This window comes from Pseudomonas sp. JL27(2026), from assembly GCF_056933555.1.
In genome coordinates, this window is record NZ_CM167794.1 from 4,123,006 (window position 1) to 4,136,206 (window position 13,201).

Here is a 13,201-nt window from a genome sequence, read left to right on the forward strand (position 1 = left end):
GGGCGGCTCCCTTCCAAGATCGAGCAAGACTAACGGATTGCCCCAGCGTTTGTCTGGGCAAAGGTCATGACGCTTGTCATGGATCAATCGCCGCTCTGGTGATCGGCTAGAATAGCCACCCAGCCGTTGCCGAGCCCGCCATGAATCCTGTAATGCCCCACGCCCAACTCGACTGGGACGACCAGGGACGCCCGCACTCGCGGGTGTTCGACGATGTGTACTTCTCCGACCAGTCGGGCCTGGAAGAAACCCGCTATGTGTTCATCGAGCAAAACCGCTTGAGCGAACGCTTCGCCGCGTTGGCGGCCGACGGTCTATTTGTGATTGGCGAAACCGGTTTCGGCACCGGGCTGAATTTTCTCTGCGCCTGGCAGTTGTTCGAACAACAAGCGATGGCCGGCGCACGGCTGCATTTTGTCAGCGTCGAGAAATACCCGCTGAGCCCCAGCGACCTGCAACGGGCCCTGGCCCTCTGGCCGGAACTCAAGGCCTTTGCCGACCCATTGCTGGCCCAGTACGTGGCGATCCATCAGGGCTTCCAGCGGTTGGTGCTGGACAACGGCCGCGTAACCCTGACCCTGTTGATCGGCGATGCACTGGAACAACTGCCGCAACTGGACGCGCACATCAATGCCTGGTTTCTCGACGGTTTTGCCCCCGCCAAGAACCCGGACATGTGGACCGCCGAGCTCTTTGCCGAACTGGCCCGGCTGGCAGCCCCTGACTCGACGATCAGTACGTTCACCAGCACCGGTTGGGTGCGCCGTTTGCTGAATGCGGCAGGCTTCAAAATGCGCCGCACGCCGGGCATCGGGCACAAGTGGGAAATCCTGCGCGGCGCGTTTCTCGGCTGGCCCGAGCAGACGCCAGCCCCAGTGGCGACCAAACCATGGTTTGCCCGGCCCACGCCCGTGGTCGGCGAACGTCGCGCCCTGGTGATCGGTGCCGGGCTGGCCGGTTGTGCGAGTGCGGCCAGCCTCGCTGCACGCGGCTGGCAGGTCAGCATTATGGAGCGTCACGGTGAACTGGCGCAGGAAGCCTCGGGCAACCCGCAAGGCGTGCTGTACCTCAAACTCTCGGCCCACGGCACCGCGTTGTCGCAAATGATCATCAGCGGCTTCGGCTACACCCGTCGACTGCTCGAACACTTGCAGCGCGGTGTCGACTGGGACGGTTGCGGGGTGCTGCAACTGGCATTCAATGCCAAGGAAGCGGAGCGCCAGGCGCAGTTGGCCGCCGCGTTTGCGGCTGATCTGGTGCATGTGCTGGATCAACCGCACGCGCAGGCCAGGGCTGGGATCGAGCTGACCCATGGTGGGTTGTTCTACCCGGAGGGCGGCTGGGTTCACCCGCCCGCGCTGTGCCAATGGCAAGCGACACACGCCAATGTGCAGCGGTTGATGCACCGCGAAGCGCTGGAGCTGCGCAAGGTCGATGACCAGTGGCAAGCCTGGGACGGCGAGACGTTGCTGGCCAGTGCACCGGTGGTGATCCTGGCCGGCGCCGCCGAGATCAAACGCTTTGCGCAAAGCGCCGAACTGCCGCTCAAACGCATTCGCGGGCAGATCACCCGCCTCCCCCAAACCGCGCAAAGCCTGAGCCTGGCCACCGTGGTGTGCGCCGAAGGCTACGTCGCCCCCGCACGTTTGGGTGAACACACCCTGGGCGCGAGTTTCGATTTCAAGAGCGATGACCTGACCCCGACCACCGCCGAACACCTGGGTAACCTTGAGTTGCTCAAGGAGATTTCCACCGACCTGGTCAGCCGCCTGCACGCCGAACAGTTGGACCCGGAGCAACTTCAGGGCCGCGCGGCGTTCCGTTGCACCAGCCCCGACTACCTGCCCATCGTCGGCCCTTTGGCCGACAACCAGGCCTTTGCCCAGGCTTATGCGGCATTGAGCAAGGACGCCCGGCAGGTGCCGGACGTTGCTTGCCCCTGGCTCGACGGTTTGTATGTCAACAGCGGTCACGGCTCACGCGGCTTGATCACTGCGCCGCTGTCCGGCGAATTGCTCGCCGCCTGGCTGGACAACGAACCGCTGCCACTGCCCCGCGCCGTGGCCGAGGCCTGCCATCCGAATCGTTTTGCCTTGCGCCGCTTGATCCGGGGCAAGGGTTAACCTGATCGGGCAGCGCCCGGAGAGTTGTGAGCCGAGCGCCATGGCGCCTTGAAAATCGCCATCGCGAGCAAGCTCCCACAATGGATAGGCGTTGAACACATTCTGTGTGAACACCGCCGCTAACGGTGGGAGCGAGCCTGCCGCGATGGCGGCCGTCATGGCACCACAGAACCCGGCAGGCTGGCCCCCGTGGCTCATTCGCCGTAGCATCACGCCATTGTTTAGCCGAGGTGCCTATGCTGATCCCCCACGACCAACTTGAAGTCGACACCCTCACCCGCCTGATCGAAGACTTCGTCACCCGCGACGGTACCGACAATGGCGATGAAACGCCGCTGGAAACCCGCGTACTCCGGGTTCGCAGCGCATTGAGCAAGGGCCAGGCGCTGATTGTCTTCGACCCGGAAAGCGAACAATGCCAACTGATGCTCAAGCACGACGTCCCCAAGCATTTGTTCGACTGAAATCTCAGCGCCCCTTGGACTGGGCGCGGCGCGACTGAATGCGCTCGTAGACCTCAGCGCGGTGCACATTCACGTTCGGGGGTGCCTCGATGCCAAAACGGATGTTGTTGCCGTTGATCGCGAGGATGCGCAGGGAAATGTTGTCGCCGATGGAGATCAATTCGCCCACAACGCGGCTGAGTACAAGCATGGCTCTAGTCCTTGAGGTAACCGGACCTTGAAGATGCTCGCCACCGGGCAACGCTTCAATGCACGCGGGGCAAAACAGTCTCGCCCTACAACGCCACCGGATGCTCCTTACAGACCTATCCTGCAAACCTCATCAATGAACGCCTGGGGTTACGGTGCCGAGAAGCGTGGGCCGAACAGAATGACACTCGCGCCCAGCACACACAGCGCAACGCCCAACCAGTCCGAACCCAGCGGCCGCACGCGCTCGACCACGGCCAACCAGCCAATAGACGCGATGATGTAGATGCCACCGTAAGCGGCATAGGCCCGGCCGGCGTAGCTCGCCTCGACACGGGTCAACAACAGCGCGAACAACGTCAGGCTGATCAGGGCCGGGGCAATCCACCAGGCGCTTTTGTCCTGGCGCAGCCACATCCAGAAGGCGTAACAACCGGCGATTTCAAACAACGCCGCGAGAAAGAACCAAAGGTAGTTGAGCATGTAAATGTCTCGTCAGAGTTGCCAGATGCGGCAACCCTAACGACACAGCCTTGGGCGGGCAAGTTCAGCAGGTGCTTTGCCTGGCCTTGGCGCGCATCTTGTCGGCCATCACGGTCATTTCGTTGTAGAGCCGTTGCGGATCCTTTTGCTTGATCGCCCAGGCCATGCGGCCCTGTTCATGGGGAAGGATCATGAACTCTCCAGCGGCAACCTGCTGGTAAATGTAGTCCGCGATATCCGTGGCAGTAATCGGTGAACTTTCCAGCAACTTGCCGACCTGAGCTTTCATGGCCGGGGTCGGCCCCCGGAAAGAGTCCAGCAAGTTGGTCTGGAAGAATGACGGGCACACCACATGCACGCTGACGTCCTGCTGCGCCAGTTCAATCAACAGGCTTTCGGACAACGCCACCACACCGGCCTTGGCCACGTTGTAGTTGCTCATGGCCGGGCCCTGCATCAGCGCCGCCATGGAGGCGATGTTGATGATCTTGCCTTTGCTCTTTTCCAGAAGCGGCAGGAAAGCCTTGCACCCCTTGACCACGCCCATCAGGTTGATCGCGATCTGCCAGTCCCAGTCTTCAAGCGACAGCTCACTGAAGAACCCGCCCGAGGCCACGCCAGCGTTGTTGACGATCACATCGATGCCACCCAGCTTCTGTTCGCAGGCCTGGGCTAACGCTGTCAACTGGCAGTAGTCGCGCACATCGCAACGCTGGGCGAACCCTTCGCCACCCGCCTCGCGCACCAGCAGGAGGGTTTCCTGCAAACCAGGCTCACTGACATCCGACAACGCCAACCGCCAGCCTTCACGGGCCCAACGCAGTGCGATTTCCCGCCCCAGGCCGGAGCCGGCACCCGTGATCATCATGCGATTTTGCATAGCCCTTGCCTTAGTTGTTCCGGGGAAGATATGGCCAGTGTAGCGAAGGACATTGCGACACCCACGCACCATCAGGGTGCTGAATGCCTCAGGCAAACCGAAGCGCTTGAGAGGCTCGCAAACGTGCTGCCACTCTCGCGATAGCAGGCGTGATGCAGCCCTGTCTGGCCCCAACTAAAATCGAAATAAATCAGTGTCCAAAAAGCAGTAAAGAAACATTGAATTTTCTTTCATGCGCCTGAGTCGGACATTTTAAGGCGCTCGGTTTTATTGCAATCACATCTGTTGTTCAACCCTTGCGACTCTCCATCACACGCCAATAAGGAAACCGATATGGGCACCATTCTTCTCGTGATTCTGATCCTGCTGCTGATCGGTGGCCTGCCGGTCTTCCCGCATTCGCGCAGCTGGGGCTACGGCCCGTCCGGTGTGATCGGCGTGGTGGTGGTCGTATTAGTGGTTCTGTTGCTGCTTGGCAGGATTTGACCGTCGACCGATTCAACAGGCAAAAAAAAGAGGCCCTCGCGGGCCTCTTTTTTTGTGCGCCAACCGTTAGTCGGGCTTGCCATCGACAACACCGGCGGTGTTATCGAGAAGGCTTTTGGTTGCAGTTTGCAGGAACGACTCGAGCTTTTTCTTCATCTCGGCCGTTTGCGGCGCATCCGGGATGATTTCGGAATGAGGGTTGGCCCCCAGTTCGTAGGCATACATCTTCGGTGCCATTTCTTTTTCTTTAGGCAGCACCAGGATCCGGTCCGCGGTAATGATCGCGGTGGTCTGCTCGCTGCCCGACGGCTTGATCACGCCAAAACCGGTATCGCCTTGCGGCAGGTTCAGCAGGTCACGGCCCCAGCACTGATGGCGCACTTCACCACCCAATCGACCCATGATGGTCGGTACGATGTCGATCTGTGTGCCCACGGTGTGGTCCAACTGACCGAATTTTTCCTGGATGCCCGGTGCAATCATCAACATCGGTACGTTGAAGCGGCCCAGGTCCATTTCGGTGATCTGGCGCTCGTTGCCAAAACCGTGGTCACCCACGATGACAAACAGGGTTTCCTTGAAGTACGGCTCCTTGCGGGCCTTCTCGAAGAATTGACCCAACGCCCAGTCGGCGTAGCGCATGGCCGTCAAATGCTCGTTCAGGCTACCGCGATCGGTGACCTTCTCGACCGGCAACGGGGTCGGCAAGGCGTACGGCGTGTGGTTGGACAGGGTTTGCAGCAACGCATAGAACGGCTTCTTGCCTTCGCGGGCCTTCAGCTCCTGCAAACCACGGTCGAACATGTCCTGGTCGGACACGCCCCACGTCGGGTCGGAGAACACCGGGTTGACGTAGTCATTACGCCCGATGAAGTTGGTCATGCCCTGGTTGCTGAAGAAACCCGACTGGTTGTCCCAGGCGAAGTCGCCGTTGTAGACATACACGTCGTCGAACTTGCGCGCACTGAGCAACTGCGGCAGGCCGGACAGCTTGTGGCTGCCTTCCGGGGTCTGCATCAGGTATTCAAAACCCGGCAGGTTCGGGAAACACGCCATGGTGGCAAACATGCCCTGGTGGGTATGGGTGCCGTTGGAGAAGAAGCGGTCGAACAACAGGCCTTCTTTCGACAGTTTGTCGAGGTACGGCGTGATGTTGCCAGGGCCGCCCAAAGCGCCCACCGAGTGACCGGCCATGCTTTCCATGAGGATCACGACAACGTTCTTGATCGGCAGGGTCTTGTCGGCCGGCGGCGTGTAGTCACGACGGACAGCGGCAATGTCGGCGTCGACCAGTTTCTCGTCCGGCATCACCAGCATGTCACGCACGGTCTGCTGCGCTTGCTCCTGCGGGATCGTCGGCTTCCAGATATTGTCGCGCTCTTCGGACATGCGGCTCTTGGCCGCCGCGATCAGCGACAACGAACCATTGAGGCCCAACTGGTTGGCGAAGTTCGAGTCGGTGGTGTAAACGTCACCCCAACGCAATGGCGGGCCCTGACGCAGGGTGCCGCGAGCGGCCACCACGCAAATCAACAGGCACACCACGAACACGCCGACACGCGCATACCACGGCGCTACCTGGCGGGTGCTGATGCTGCCACCGCTGAACGGGCCACGTGGCCGGGTCGCACGGTCGGCGCCCTTGAACGCCAGGCTCAGCAACCAGGTGCCCACGGCCCAGGCCAGCAAGTAACGCACCACCGGGAAACCGTACCAGAGCATGCTCATCACGGTTTTCGGGTCTTCCTTGACGTACTGGAAAACCAGGCCATTAAGGCGTTGGTGGAACTCGCGGTAGAAGTCCATCTCCATCAGGCCAAGGAACAGCGCAATGCTCGAGACAACGGTCAGCCAGAAGCGGAAAAAGCCGCGCGCCGCCATTGCCCGCACGCTGAACAGCGCCAGCAGCAACGGGATGCTCAGGTACACCACCAGGCGCAAGTCGAAGCGCAGGCCGTTGGCGAACGCTTCGACAAAGGTCGAGGCCGGAGTATTGAGGATCATCTCCCGGTTGTAGACCAGCAGCGCCACGCGCAATACCGAGAGCATCACCATGATGATCAGGGCGCACAGCAGCGTATAGGCCAGGTGCGATTTGACGGTCGGTTGCAGCAGGCGGTTTGAAGCTCGCTGCTGATTCAGGGCGTCCGGGTTTGCCATGTCGTTTTAGGACCCATTGGAAGTTTAAGTTGCAAAGAAGTTGCTGCGCCCTACCCTCTGTTGACCACTACCTGGCCCGGGGCTTTCGCGGTGCGCAAATGTTGCACGATCGTTCACGGCATTGCCATTTATAACTGGCCGAGACCGGCGACGGTGTCTTCCAGCCCTCTGGAACGGGGAACTGCATCAGGTGTAGCCCAAAAATCGGCGCTGGCGAATTGTCTTGGAGGGTTTGTGAAAATTTTGTGTAACGAATATCTGGAAACACAAAAAAGGGCCTTGCGGCTAATGCCTGTCAATTAAGACACGAAACGTGTGGGAGCCTGCTCGCGAAGACGTCGGCACATCCAACATCAATGTTTGCGCACACACCGCTTTCGCGAGCAGGCTCGCTCCCACAGAGATTTCACTTAACTGACTGGCATTAGGCCTTGCGGCCCTTTTTTATTGCAGGTGATCAGTCGTTGCTTGGTTTGTTCACGGCTTGCAGCACGTACTGTGGCAAGGCGAAGGCGCCAATGTGGATTTCCGGGTTGTAGTAGCGCGTGATGATGCCGCTGCCAGCAAACCGCTGGCTCAGGATTTCGCGGGACAGTTTGCGATACGCCGTGTTGGTCGCGCCCCAGGCAAAGGTCATTGCGCCGCCGATGTAGGTCGGCACGGCGGCCTGGTAGAAGTGCCAGTCCGGGAACAGGCTGCGCAGGCGCCCGGCGGTGGTTTTCACTTCTTCGATCTGCATGAACGGCGTACCGTTCTGGGTCACCAGGATGCCGCCTTCGTTCAGGCAGCGGTGGCACGCCTGGTAGAAGTTCTCCGAGAACAGCACTTCACCCGGCCCGATCGGGTCGGTGGAGTCGGAGATGATCACGTCGAATTTTTCCTGGGTGGTGGCGACGAAACGCATGCCGTCGTCGATCACCAGGTTCAGGCGTGGGTCATCGAACGCACCTTTGGAGTGGTTCGGCAGGAATTCCTTGCACATGTCGACCACGGTGCCGTCGATTTCGACCATGGTGATGTGTTCAATGCTGCGGTGCTTGGCCACTTCGCGCAGCATGCCGCCGTCGCCACCGCCGATGATCAGCACGCGCTTGGCAGTGCCATGGGCCAGGATCGGCACATGGGTGAGCATCTCGTGGTAGATGAACTCATCGGCCTCGGTGGTCTGGATCACGCCGTCCAGTGCCATGACCCGGCCCATGCGCGGGTTCTCGAAAATCACCAGGTGCTGGTGCTCGGTGCGCACTTCGTGCAGCAGTTTTTCCATGCGAAAACGCTGGCCGTAGCCTTCGTAGAGGGTTTCCAGGTACTCGCTGGTTGTGGTGGTGCTCATGGGAAGTGCTCCGGTGAGTGCGGGTGGCAACGGACGGTTACCCGCCCATGATGGTCATTCGCAGGCGCAAGGCAGGCGATTGACCAAGGAAAGGCGCGCATTCTACGTCGCCGAACATGACAGGTCGAACCTTCTGGCTCTATCTTTACGCCAGACCACCGCCGGAGCCTCATGATGTTTTACCGCTACCACCCAAGCCCCATCGGGCCACTGCTGCTGGCCGGGGATGAACAGGGCCTGCGCCTGCTGTACATGGACAGCCACGCGCGCTGGACGCCGGATGATCAGTGGGTTGAGGCCGGGCGGGAGCTCGATACCGTCTGTCGGCAACTGGATGAATACTTCGAAGGTAAACGCGAAGTCTTCGACCTGCGCCTCGCGCCCCAGGGCACGGTGTTTCAGCAGCAGGTGTGGCAGGCATTACAGCGTATCCCCTACGGCCGTACCTGGAGCTATGCGGAGCTTGCGCGGCACATCGAAAACCCCAAGGCGATCCGCGCCGTCGGGACCGCCAATGGCGCCAATCCGATTTCGATCATCATCCCCTGCCACCGCGTGATCGGCAGCAATGGCACCCTCACCGGTTACGCCGGTGGCCTGGCGCGCAAACAAGCCCTGCTGGAGCTTGAAGGGGCATGGCTGATTTGAGTGACGCTACAGTCGCACGTTGCCCCGTGGACCGGCGATGGCCCAGATAATCAGCCCCAGCACCGGCAGCAAGGCGATCAACAGCACCCAGATGATCTTCATCCCGGTGTCTGCGCCACTTTTCAGTACGTTGATGATGGCCCAGATATCCAGTACAAGAACAATCAGACCGATCAGGCCGTTGAACGTATTACCCATGATGTCGCTCCCCAGTAATGGTGTGCAGTCTTAGGCTCTGTACGAAAACTGCCTGCGTGTCGATCATGCTGCGTTAAAAACAGGCTCGGAATGCTCATTTACAACCCGTAAACTCCGCTTCCTCGCCTGTTTTTGCCTTGCCTGATCGCCACTCGGCAACTTTTCGTACAGTCCTTAGGATAGTCGGGCCTGAGCGGGGTTTCGTTTTATTGCGGGCTTAAACGTGGATCGCCACTTTCAGCGCTTCCAGCGACGGTGCAGCGGCAATACCGACCTCGGCACACAACGCCAGCACGCGCGGCACGTCGTTGCCATAGACCAGCACTGCCTGGATTTCGTCATCGAGCAACTGGCTGAAGTTCATCAGCACATAACCACCGTTTTCCGGGTTCATGCTGCCCAGCTGGATCTGGATGCGGTTGAGCGCCGTCAGCGCTTCGGTCTTGGCCAGTTGCTTGGGCTTGATGTTGAACACCACGCCCGGCCCGAACGATTCAACGATCTGGGCGAACAGGTCCATGTAGGTGTCGGCCTGGAACAGCACGGTTTCCGGCAGGCTGCCGACGACGACCCACTCACCCAACGGAATCGGGAAGGTGTCGTCGTAGTTGATGTCCGGGTTGGCAACCAGAAAAGCCGCAGGGTCAGCATAAGCCTGCGCCGCCTCGTCGGCGATCTGCACGATCTGCGCCTCGCCCATGCAGCCAGAGCTGATTTTGCTGATGAGTTCGACGAGTGCGGCTTTCATGGGGCAGATCCTGTAGCGAGGGAATTTTGAGGCCGCGAAGGATAGCGTATTCGCGAAGGGATACCGAGCCCGAGGTCAAGCGCAACCCTGTGGCGAGGGAGCTTGCTCCCGCTCGGCTGCGAAGCAGTCGTGATCCAGAGTACTCGGAGTATCAGATACAAATGGGTTTCAGGATTCAGGGCCGCTTCGCGCCCCAGCGGGAGCAAGCTCCCTCGCCACAGGGTTCGTGATCAGCCGAGCAGTTTCTGCAACTGTGCCGTGGTGTCGACGGCGCCCATGGTTTTGGCGGCATCCAGGGCAGATACGCCGTTGGCGTCCAGGGCCTTGGGATTGGCGCCCTTGCTGATCAGGTAATCGACAATGGCGGTGCGGTTGAACATTGCCGCCATCATCAGCGCGGTACGACCATCGAAGGATGAACCCTCAACCTCGGCGCCACCCTCGACCAGCGTCTTGACGACCTCAAGATCACCTTTGAATGCCGCGCCGGCAATCGGGCTCTGGCCGTTATCGTTACGGATTTGCGGATCGGCCTTGTGCTCCAGCAGCACTTTCACGGCATCGACATGGCCATGGTAGGCCGCCAGCATCAACAAGGTGTCGCCCTTGTGATTGCGCAGGTTCGGCGGCAAGCCTTTGCTGAGCAGCGCGGCCAGCATCGCGGCATCACCCTCGCGGGCCTTGTTGAATACCTGCTCGGCAAACTCCGCGGCTTCTTCCGGGCTCATCTGGCGGTTTTTGTCTGTCATTGGGGGCTCCACTTTCGGTCAATCGCAAAGCCGCTAGTTTCCCGAGCGGCTTTGGGTGTGTCACTCCTTTTTTCTCTCGGGCGGCCATAGCCAAAATCAATAACGGAACTTGCCGCCATGGATATCCGCCAGCACCTGCTCGGTGACCTGAACGTAGGTGTGGGAGCCGGGCAGCCACGCGTAGATAGGGTCATCGCCGGTTTTACCGGGGTCGAACGCTTCGTCCTTGAGCCTGGTTTTCTGGTATTTGAAGGTCCCGGTGGTCTCCATCTTGACCTTCACTCGCAGAAACAACGGCACCGCGTAAGCCGGCATCTGCTGGCGCGCAAAACTCAGTAATTCACTGAAGTCCAGGGTCGCCAGCGACTCCGCAGGCGTGATCGCCGCCATCCCGGCGCGGCCATTGGTGTTGCTGATTTCCACCCCATAGGCCACGGCCTCGGCGATGTGCGGGTGCTGCAAAAGGATATTTTCAACCTCGGTGGTCGAGACGTTCTCACCCTTCCAGCGGTAGGTATCGCCCAGGCGATCGACGAACTGGGCGTGCCCGAAACCGATATTGCGCAGTAAATCGCCGGTATTGAAGTAACGGTCGCCCTTTTCGAAAACGTCGTGGAGCACCACTTTCTCGGTCTTCTGCGGGTCGGTGTAGCCGTCCAGCGGCGCCTTGTCATCGATTTTCGCCAGTAACAGACCCTGCTGGCCTTTGCCGACTTTCTGCATGAAGCCCTGGCTGTTGCGCACGGGCGCACAGCTGTCGTGAGCGTATTCCACCAGTTCCCAGGACATCAGGGAAAAACCGATGGTGTGGTCGAAATTGAGCATGTTGGTAAACCCGATATTGCCGTCGCTGGCGGCGTACAGCTCACAGATGTGTTTGACCGCAAAACGCTGCTTGAAGGCGCTCCACACACCGGGACGCAAACCGTTGCCGATCATCTTCACCACGGTGTTATCCGCATCGTCTGCACTGGGTGGCTGATCGATCAGGTAGCGGCACAATTCACCCACGTAGCCGATGGTCGTGGCGCGGTATCTACGGGCGTCGCTCCAGAACTGGCTGGCGCTGAACTTGCGCCGTATGGCGAACCCGGAAGCCCCGACAATCGCCGAGCCCCAACACACGCACAACCCCGTGGCGTGGTACAGCGGCAAGGTGCAGTACACGACGTCCTCGGGGCGCATATCCAGGGCGATCAAGCCGAAAATACTGGAGGTCCGCATCCAGCGCCCGTGTTTGAACACTCCGGCCTTGGGCAGCCCGGTGGTGCCCGAGGTGTAGATGTAGAAACAAGGGTCATCGAGGTAGACCCGCTGGCTACTCGCAGGATTCTCGGCAGAAGCCTGGGCACTGGCGGCCATCAGGTTGATGAACCCGGCGGGCGCGGTGCCAGGGTCGCGGGTCGTGTCCTGATCGGCGACGAGCCAGGTCCGCACCGGCTCGATGGCGACCTGCTCGCGAATCGCCGCATACGCGTCCACCAGTTCCGCCCCCACGACAATCGCCACAGGGTTCACCAGATTGATGCTATGCACCAGCGCCTGCTGGGTTTGCGAGGTGTTGAGCATGGCGCTGACCGCACCGATCTTGGCCACCGCCAGCACCGTGACCAGCAGCTCCGGACGGTTTTCGATGAAGATCCCGACCACGTCGCCCTTGCCAATGCCTTGAGCCATCAGGTGATGAGCAATGCGATTGGCCCATTGATTGACCTGTGCATAACTGAGCACCACCTCGCCCTGCAACAGAGCCGGCCCATCAGGGTTGCGCAACGTGGACTGCTCGAAATACCACCCCAGCCCGCAAGGCTGATCGGGCTGCTTGACGTTGGCGCTTCTCAGGCCCCTGACAACACGTGGCAGGGCCTTGGCCATGGACGGCAACTTACGGAGCATCATGCCCCAGGTAATCATGTCGTTCGGTGTGCTGCTCATGGTTGCTCCCGTTCGGCCCACTTGAGGGCCTGGTTTTTATTGTCGGGCGAACATGCAGTGCTCGGTGTTCTGTGCTACTTCATCCCTGAATGAGGGACGATCGCGTACCTCTCGTCAGAGATGCGCAAAGTGGAAAAACAAGCGTTGGGACAGGTCGAAAAGTACGTCAGGGGCTCTGACGCTGTACATGCGGTTTTTGAAATGATTTGTATCCGGGATCGGGTCTGTTTTTGCCCGGGTTTTGCCCCGGCGGCTTCGCCATAAGGCGTCCAGGCCCACTCGGGCAACGGCTGAAACAGCAACGCACCTCCCGGCAAAATGCAGGATGCACGATGGCCATTCATGCAAAATGCACGAAACAGAAAATCCACACAATTTATAACTTATTGATAAACAAGGAATTTTTTAAAACAAGATACTGGCACAATCACTGCAGCTATCACTCCATGTTGCACCTACGTACTCACGGAGCTGATAGACATGAATCTGATCCAGGAAAAATTTTCGTCCCTGTTCTCCCATTTCGACGTCACCACTCAGGCACGACCTGACGGCGGTATTTTGCTGACGTTGCGCAGCACCGAAGGCAAAGTGTTCAAACGCTCGATCTCCTACGCGCAGTTGCATGCCGGCGATCAGTTATCGTGGGTGATCAGCGCCATCCGCCGTGACCTGGCAGAACAAGCCAGCGAGCTGCCGCAAATCTCCATGCTGCAAAGCCAACAACGTTTCGCCCTGCCGACCTACTATTCGGCCTGAGCCCTGCCGCCCGCACCTTCAGGCCGTGTACGCCATCGCGCTGCAC

General features: G+C 59.8%; 14 protein-coding genes. 5 read left to right on the top strand and 9 right to left on the bottom strand.

Annotation, left to right across the window (positions count from 1 at the left end; genetic code table 11):
• Positions 1-140: 140 nt before the first annotated feature.
• Positions 141-2,123 (top strand): bifunctional tRNA (5-methylaminomethyl-2-thiouridine)(34)-methyltransferase MnmC2/FAD-dependent 5-carboxymethylaminomethyl-2-thiouridine(34) oxidoreductase MnmC1, encoded by a 1,983-nt coding sequence (mnmC, locus tag AC1Z1G_RS18720; RefSeq protein WP_483621666.1) that lies wholly within the window; start codon positions 141-143, stop codon positions 2,121-2,123.
• A 236-nt stretch (positions 2,124-2,359) separates the two neighbouring features.
• Positions 2,360-2,587, top strand: coding sequence for a YheU family protein (locus tag AC1Z1G_RS18725; protein WP_347901388.1), 228 nt, complete (start codon positions 2,360-2,362; stop codon positions 2,585-2,587).
• A gap of 4 nt (positions 2,588-2,591) precedes the next feature.
• On the opposite strand, the gene csrA is transcribed toward AC1Z1G_RS18725, so the two are convergent.
• From csrA to AC1Z1G_RS18740, 3 genes are all read right to left on the bottom strand, one after another.
• On the bottom strand, positions 2,592-2,777 hold the full coding sequence (gene csrA / locus AC1Z1G_RS18730) for a carbon storage regulator CsrA (protein WP_347901389.1): 186 nt from the start codon (positions 2,775-2,777) through the stop codon (positions 2,592-2,594).
• Positions 2,778-2,926: 149 nt separating this feature from the next.
• Positions 2,927-3,259, bottom strand: coding sequence for a YnfA family protein (locus AC1Z1G_RS18735; RefSeq protein WP_483621668.1), 333 nt, complete (start codon positions 3,257-3,259; stop codon positions 2,927-2,929).
• Positions 3,260-3,323: 64 nt separating this feature from the next.
• Positions 3,324-4,139, bottom strand: coding sequence for an SDR family oxidoreductase (locus AC1Z1G_RS18740; RefSeq protein WP_483621670.1), 816 nt, complete (start codon positions 4,137-4,139; stop codon positions 3,324-3,326).
• Between the two features lie 333 nt (positions 4,140-4,472).
• On the opposite strand from AC1Z1G_RS18740, the gene AC1Z1G_RS18745 reads away from it, so the two are divergent.
• The gene (locus tag AC1Z1G_RS18745; RefSeq protein ID WP_347901391.1) at positions 4,473-4,625 is read left to right on the top strand and encodes a DUF3309 family protein; all 153 of its coding nucleotides are present in this window, start codon (positions 4,473-4,475) and stop codon (positions 4,623-4,625) included.
• Positions 4,626-4,691: 66 nt separating this feature from the next.
• On the opposite strand, the gene AC1Z1G_RS18750 is transcribed toward AC1Z1G_RS18745, so the two are convergent.
• Positions 4,692-6,785, bottom strand: coding sequence for an LTA synthase family protein (locus AC1Z1G_RS18750; protein WP_483621671.1), 2,094 nt, complete (start codon positions 6,783-6,785; stop codon positions 4,692-4,694).
• A 457-nt stretch (positions 6,786-7,242) separates the two neighbouring features.
• Positions 7,243-8,118, bottom strand: a complete 876-nt coding sequence (gene speE, locus AC1Z1G_RS18755) for a polyamine aminopropyltransferase (protein ID WP_483621673.1) — start codon at positions 8,116-8,118, stop codon at positions 7,243-7,245.
• 174 nt (positions 8,119-8,292) lie between these two features.
• On the opposite strand from speE, the gene AC1Z1G_RS18760 reads away from it, so the two are divergent.
• Positions 8,293-8,766: a methylated-DNA--[protein]-cysteine S-methyltransferase gene (locus tag AC1Z1G_RS18760; RefSeq protein ID WP_483621675.1), complete on the top strand. Its 474-nt coding sequence runs from the start codon at positions 8,293-8,295 to the stop codon at positions 8,764-8,766.
• Positions 8,767-8,772: 6 nt separating this feature from the next.
• Here AC1Z1G_RS18760 and AC1Z1G_RS18765 read toward each other — a convergent pair whose 3' ends face one another.
• The 4 genes from AC1Z1G_RS18765 to AC1Z1G_RS18780 all read right to left on the bottom strand — a co-directional run bounded on the left by AC1Z1G_RS18765 (position 8,773) and on the right by AC1Z1G_RS18780 (position 12,396).
• Positions 8,773-8,964: a PLDc N-terminal domain-containing protein gene (locus tag AC1Z1G_RS18765; protein ID WP_483621677.1), complete on the bottom strand. Its 192-nt coding sequence runs from the start codon at positions 8,962-8,964 to the stop codon at positions 8,773-8,775.
• A gap of 217 nt (positions 8,965-9,181) precedes the next feature.
• A complete protein-coding gene (locus AC1Z1G_RS18770; protein WP_483621678.1) occupies positions 9,182-9,712 on the bottom strand; it encodes a hypothetical protein in 531 nt (176 codons plus the stop codon).
• Between the two features lie 230 nt (positions 9,713-9,942).
• Positions 9,943-10,461 carry an ankyrin repeat domain-containing protein gene (locus AC1Z1G_RS18775; protein ID WP_483621680.1) on the bottom strand — a complete coding sequence of 173 codons (519 nt, stop codon included), beginning with the start codon at positions 10,459-10,461 and terminating at the stop codon, positions 9,943-9,945.
• Positions 10,462-10,557: 96 nt separating this feature from the next.
• Positions 10,558-12,396, bottom strand: a complete 1,839-nt coding sequence (locus AC1Z1G_RS18780; RefSeq protein ID WP_483621682.1) for a long-chain-acyl-CoA synthetase — start codon at positions 12,394-12,396, stop codon at positions 10,558-10,560.
• 480 nt (positions 12,397-12,876) lie between these two features.
• Here AC1Z1G_RS18780 and AC1Z1G_RS18785 point away from each other — a divergent pair, with 480 nt between their 5' ends.
• The gene (locus tag AC1Z1G_RS18785; protein WP_483621684.1) at positions 12,877-13,155 is read left to right on the top strand and encodes a DUF3509 domain-containing protein; all 279 of its coding nucleotides are present in this window, start codon (positions 12,877-12,879) and stop codon (positions 13,153-13,155) included.
• The last annotated feature ends 46 nt before the right edge of the window (positions 13,156-13,201 follow it).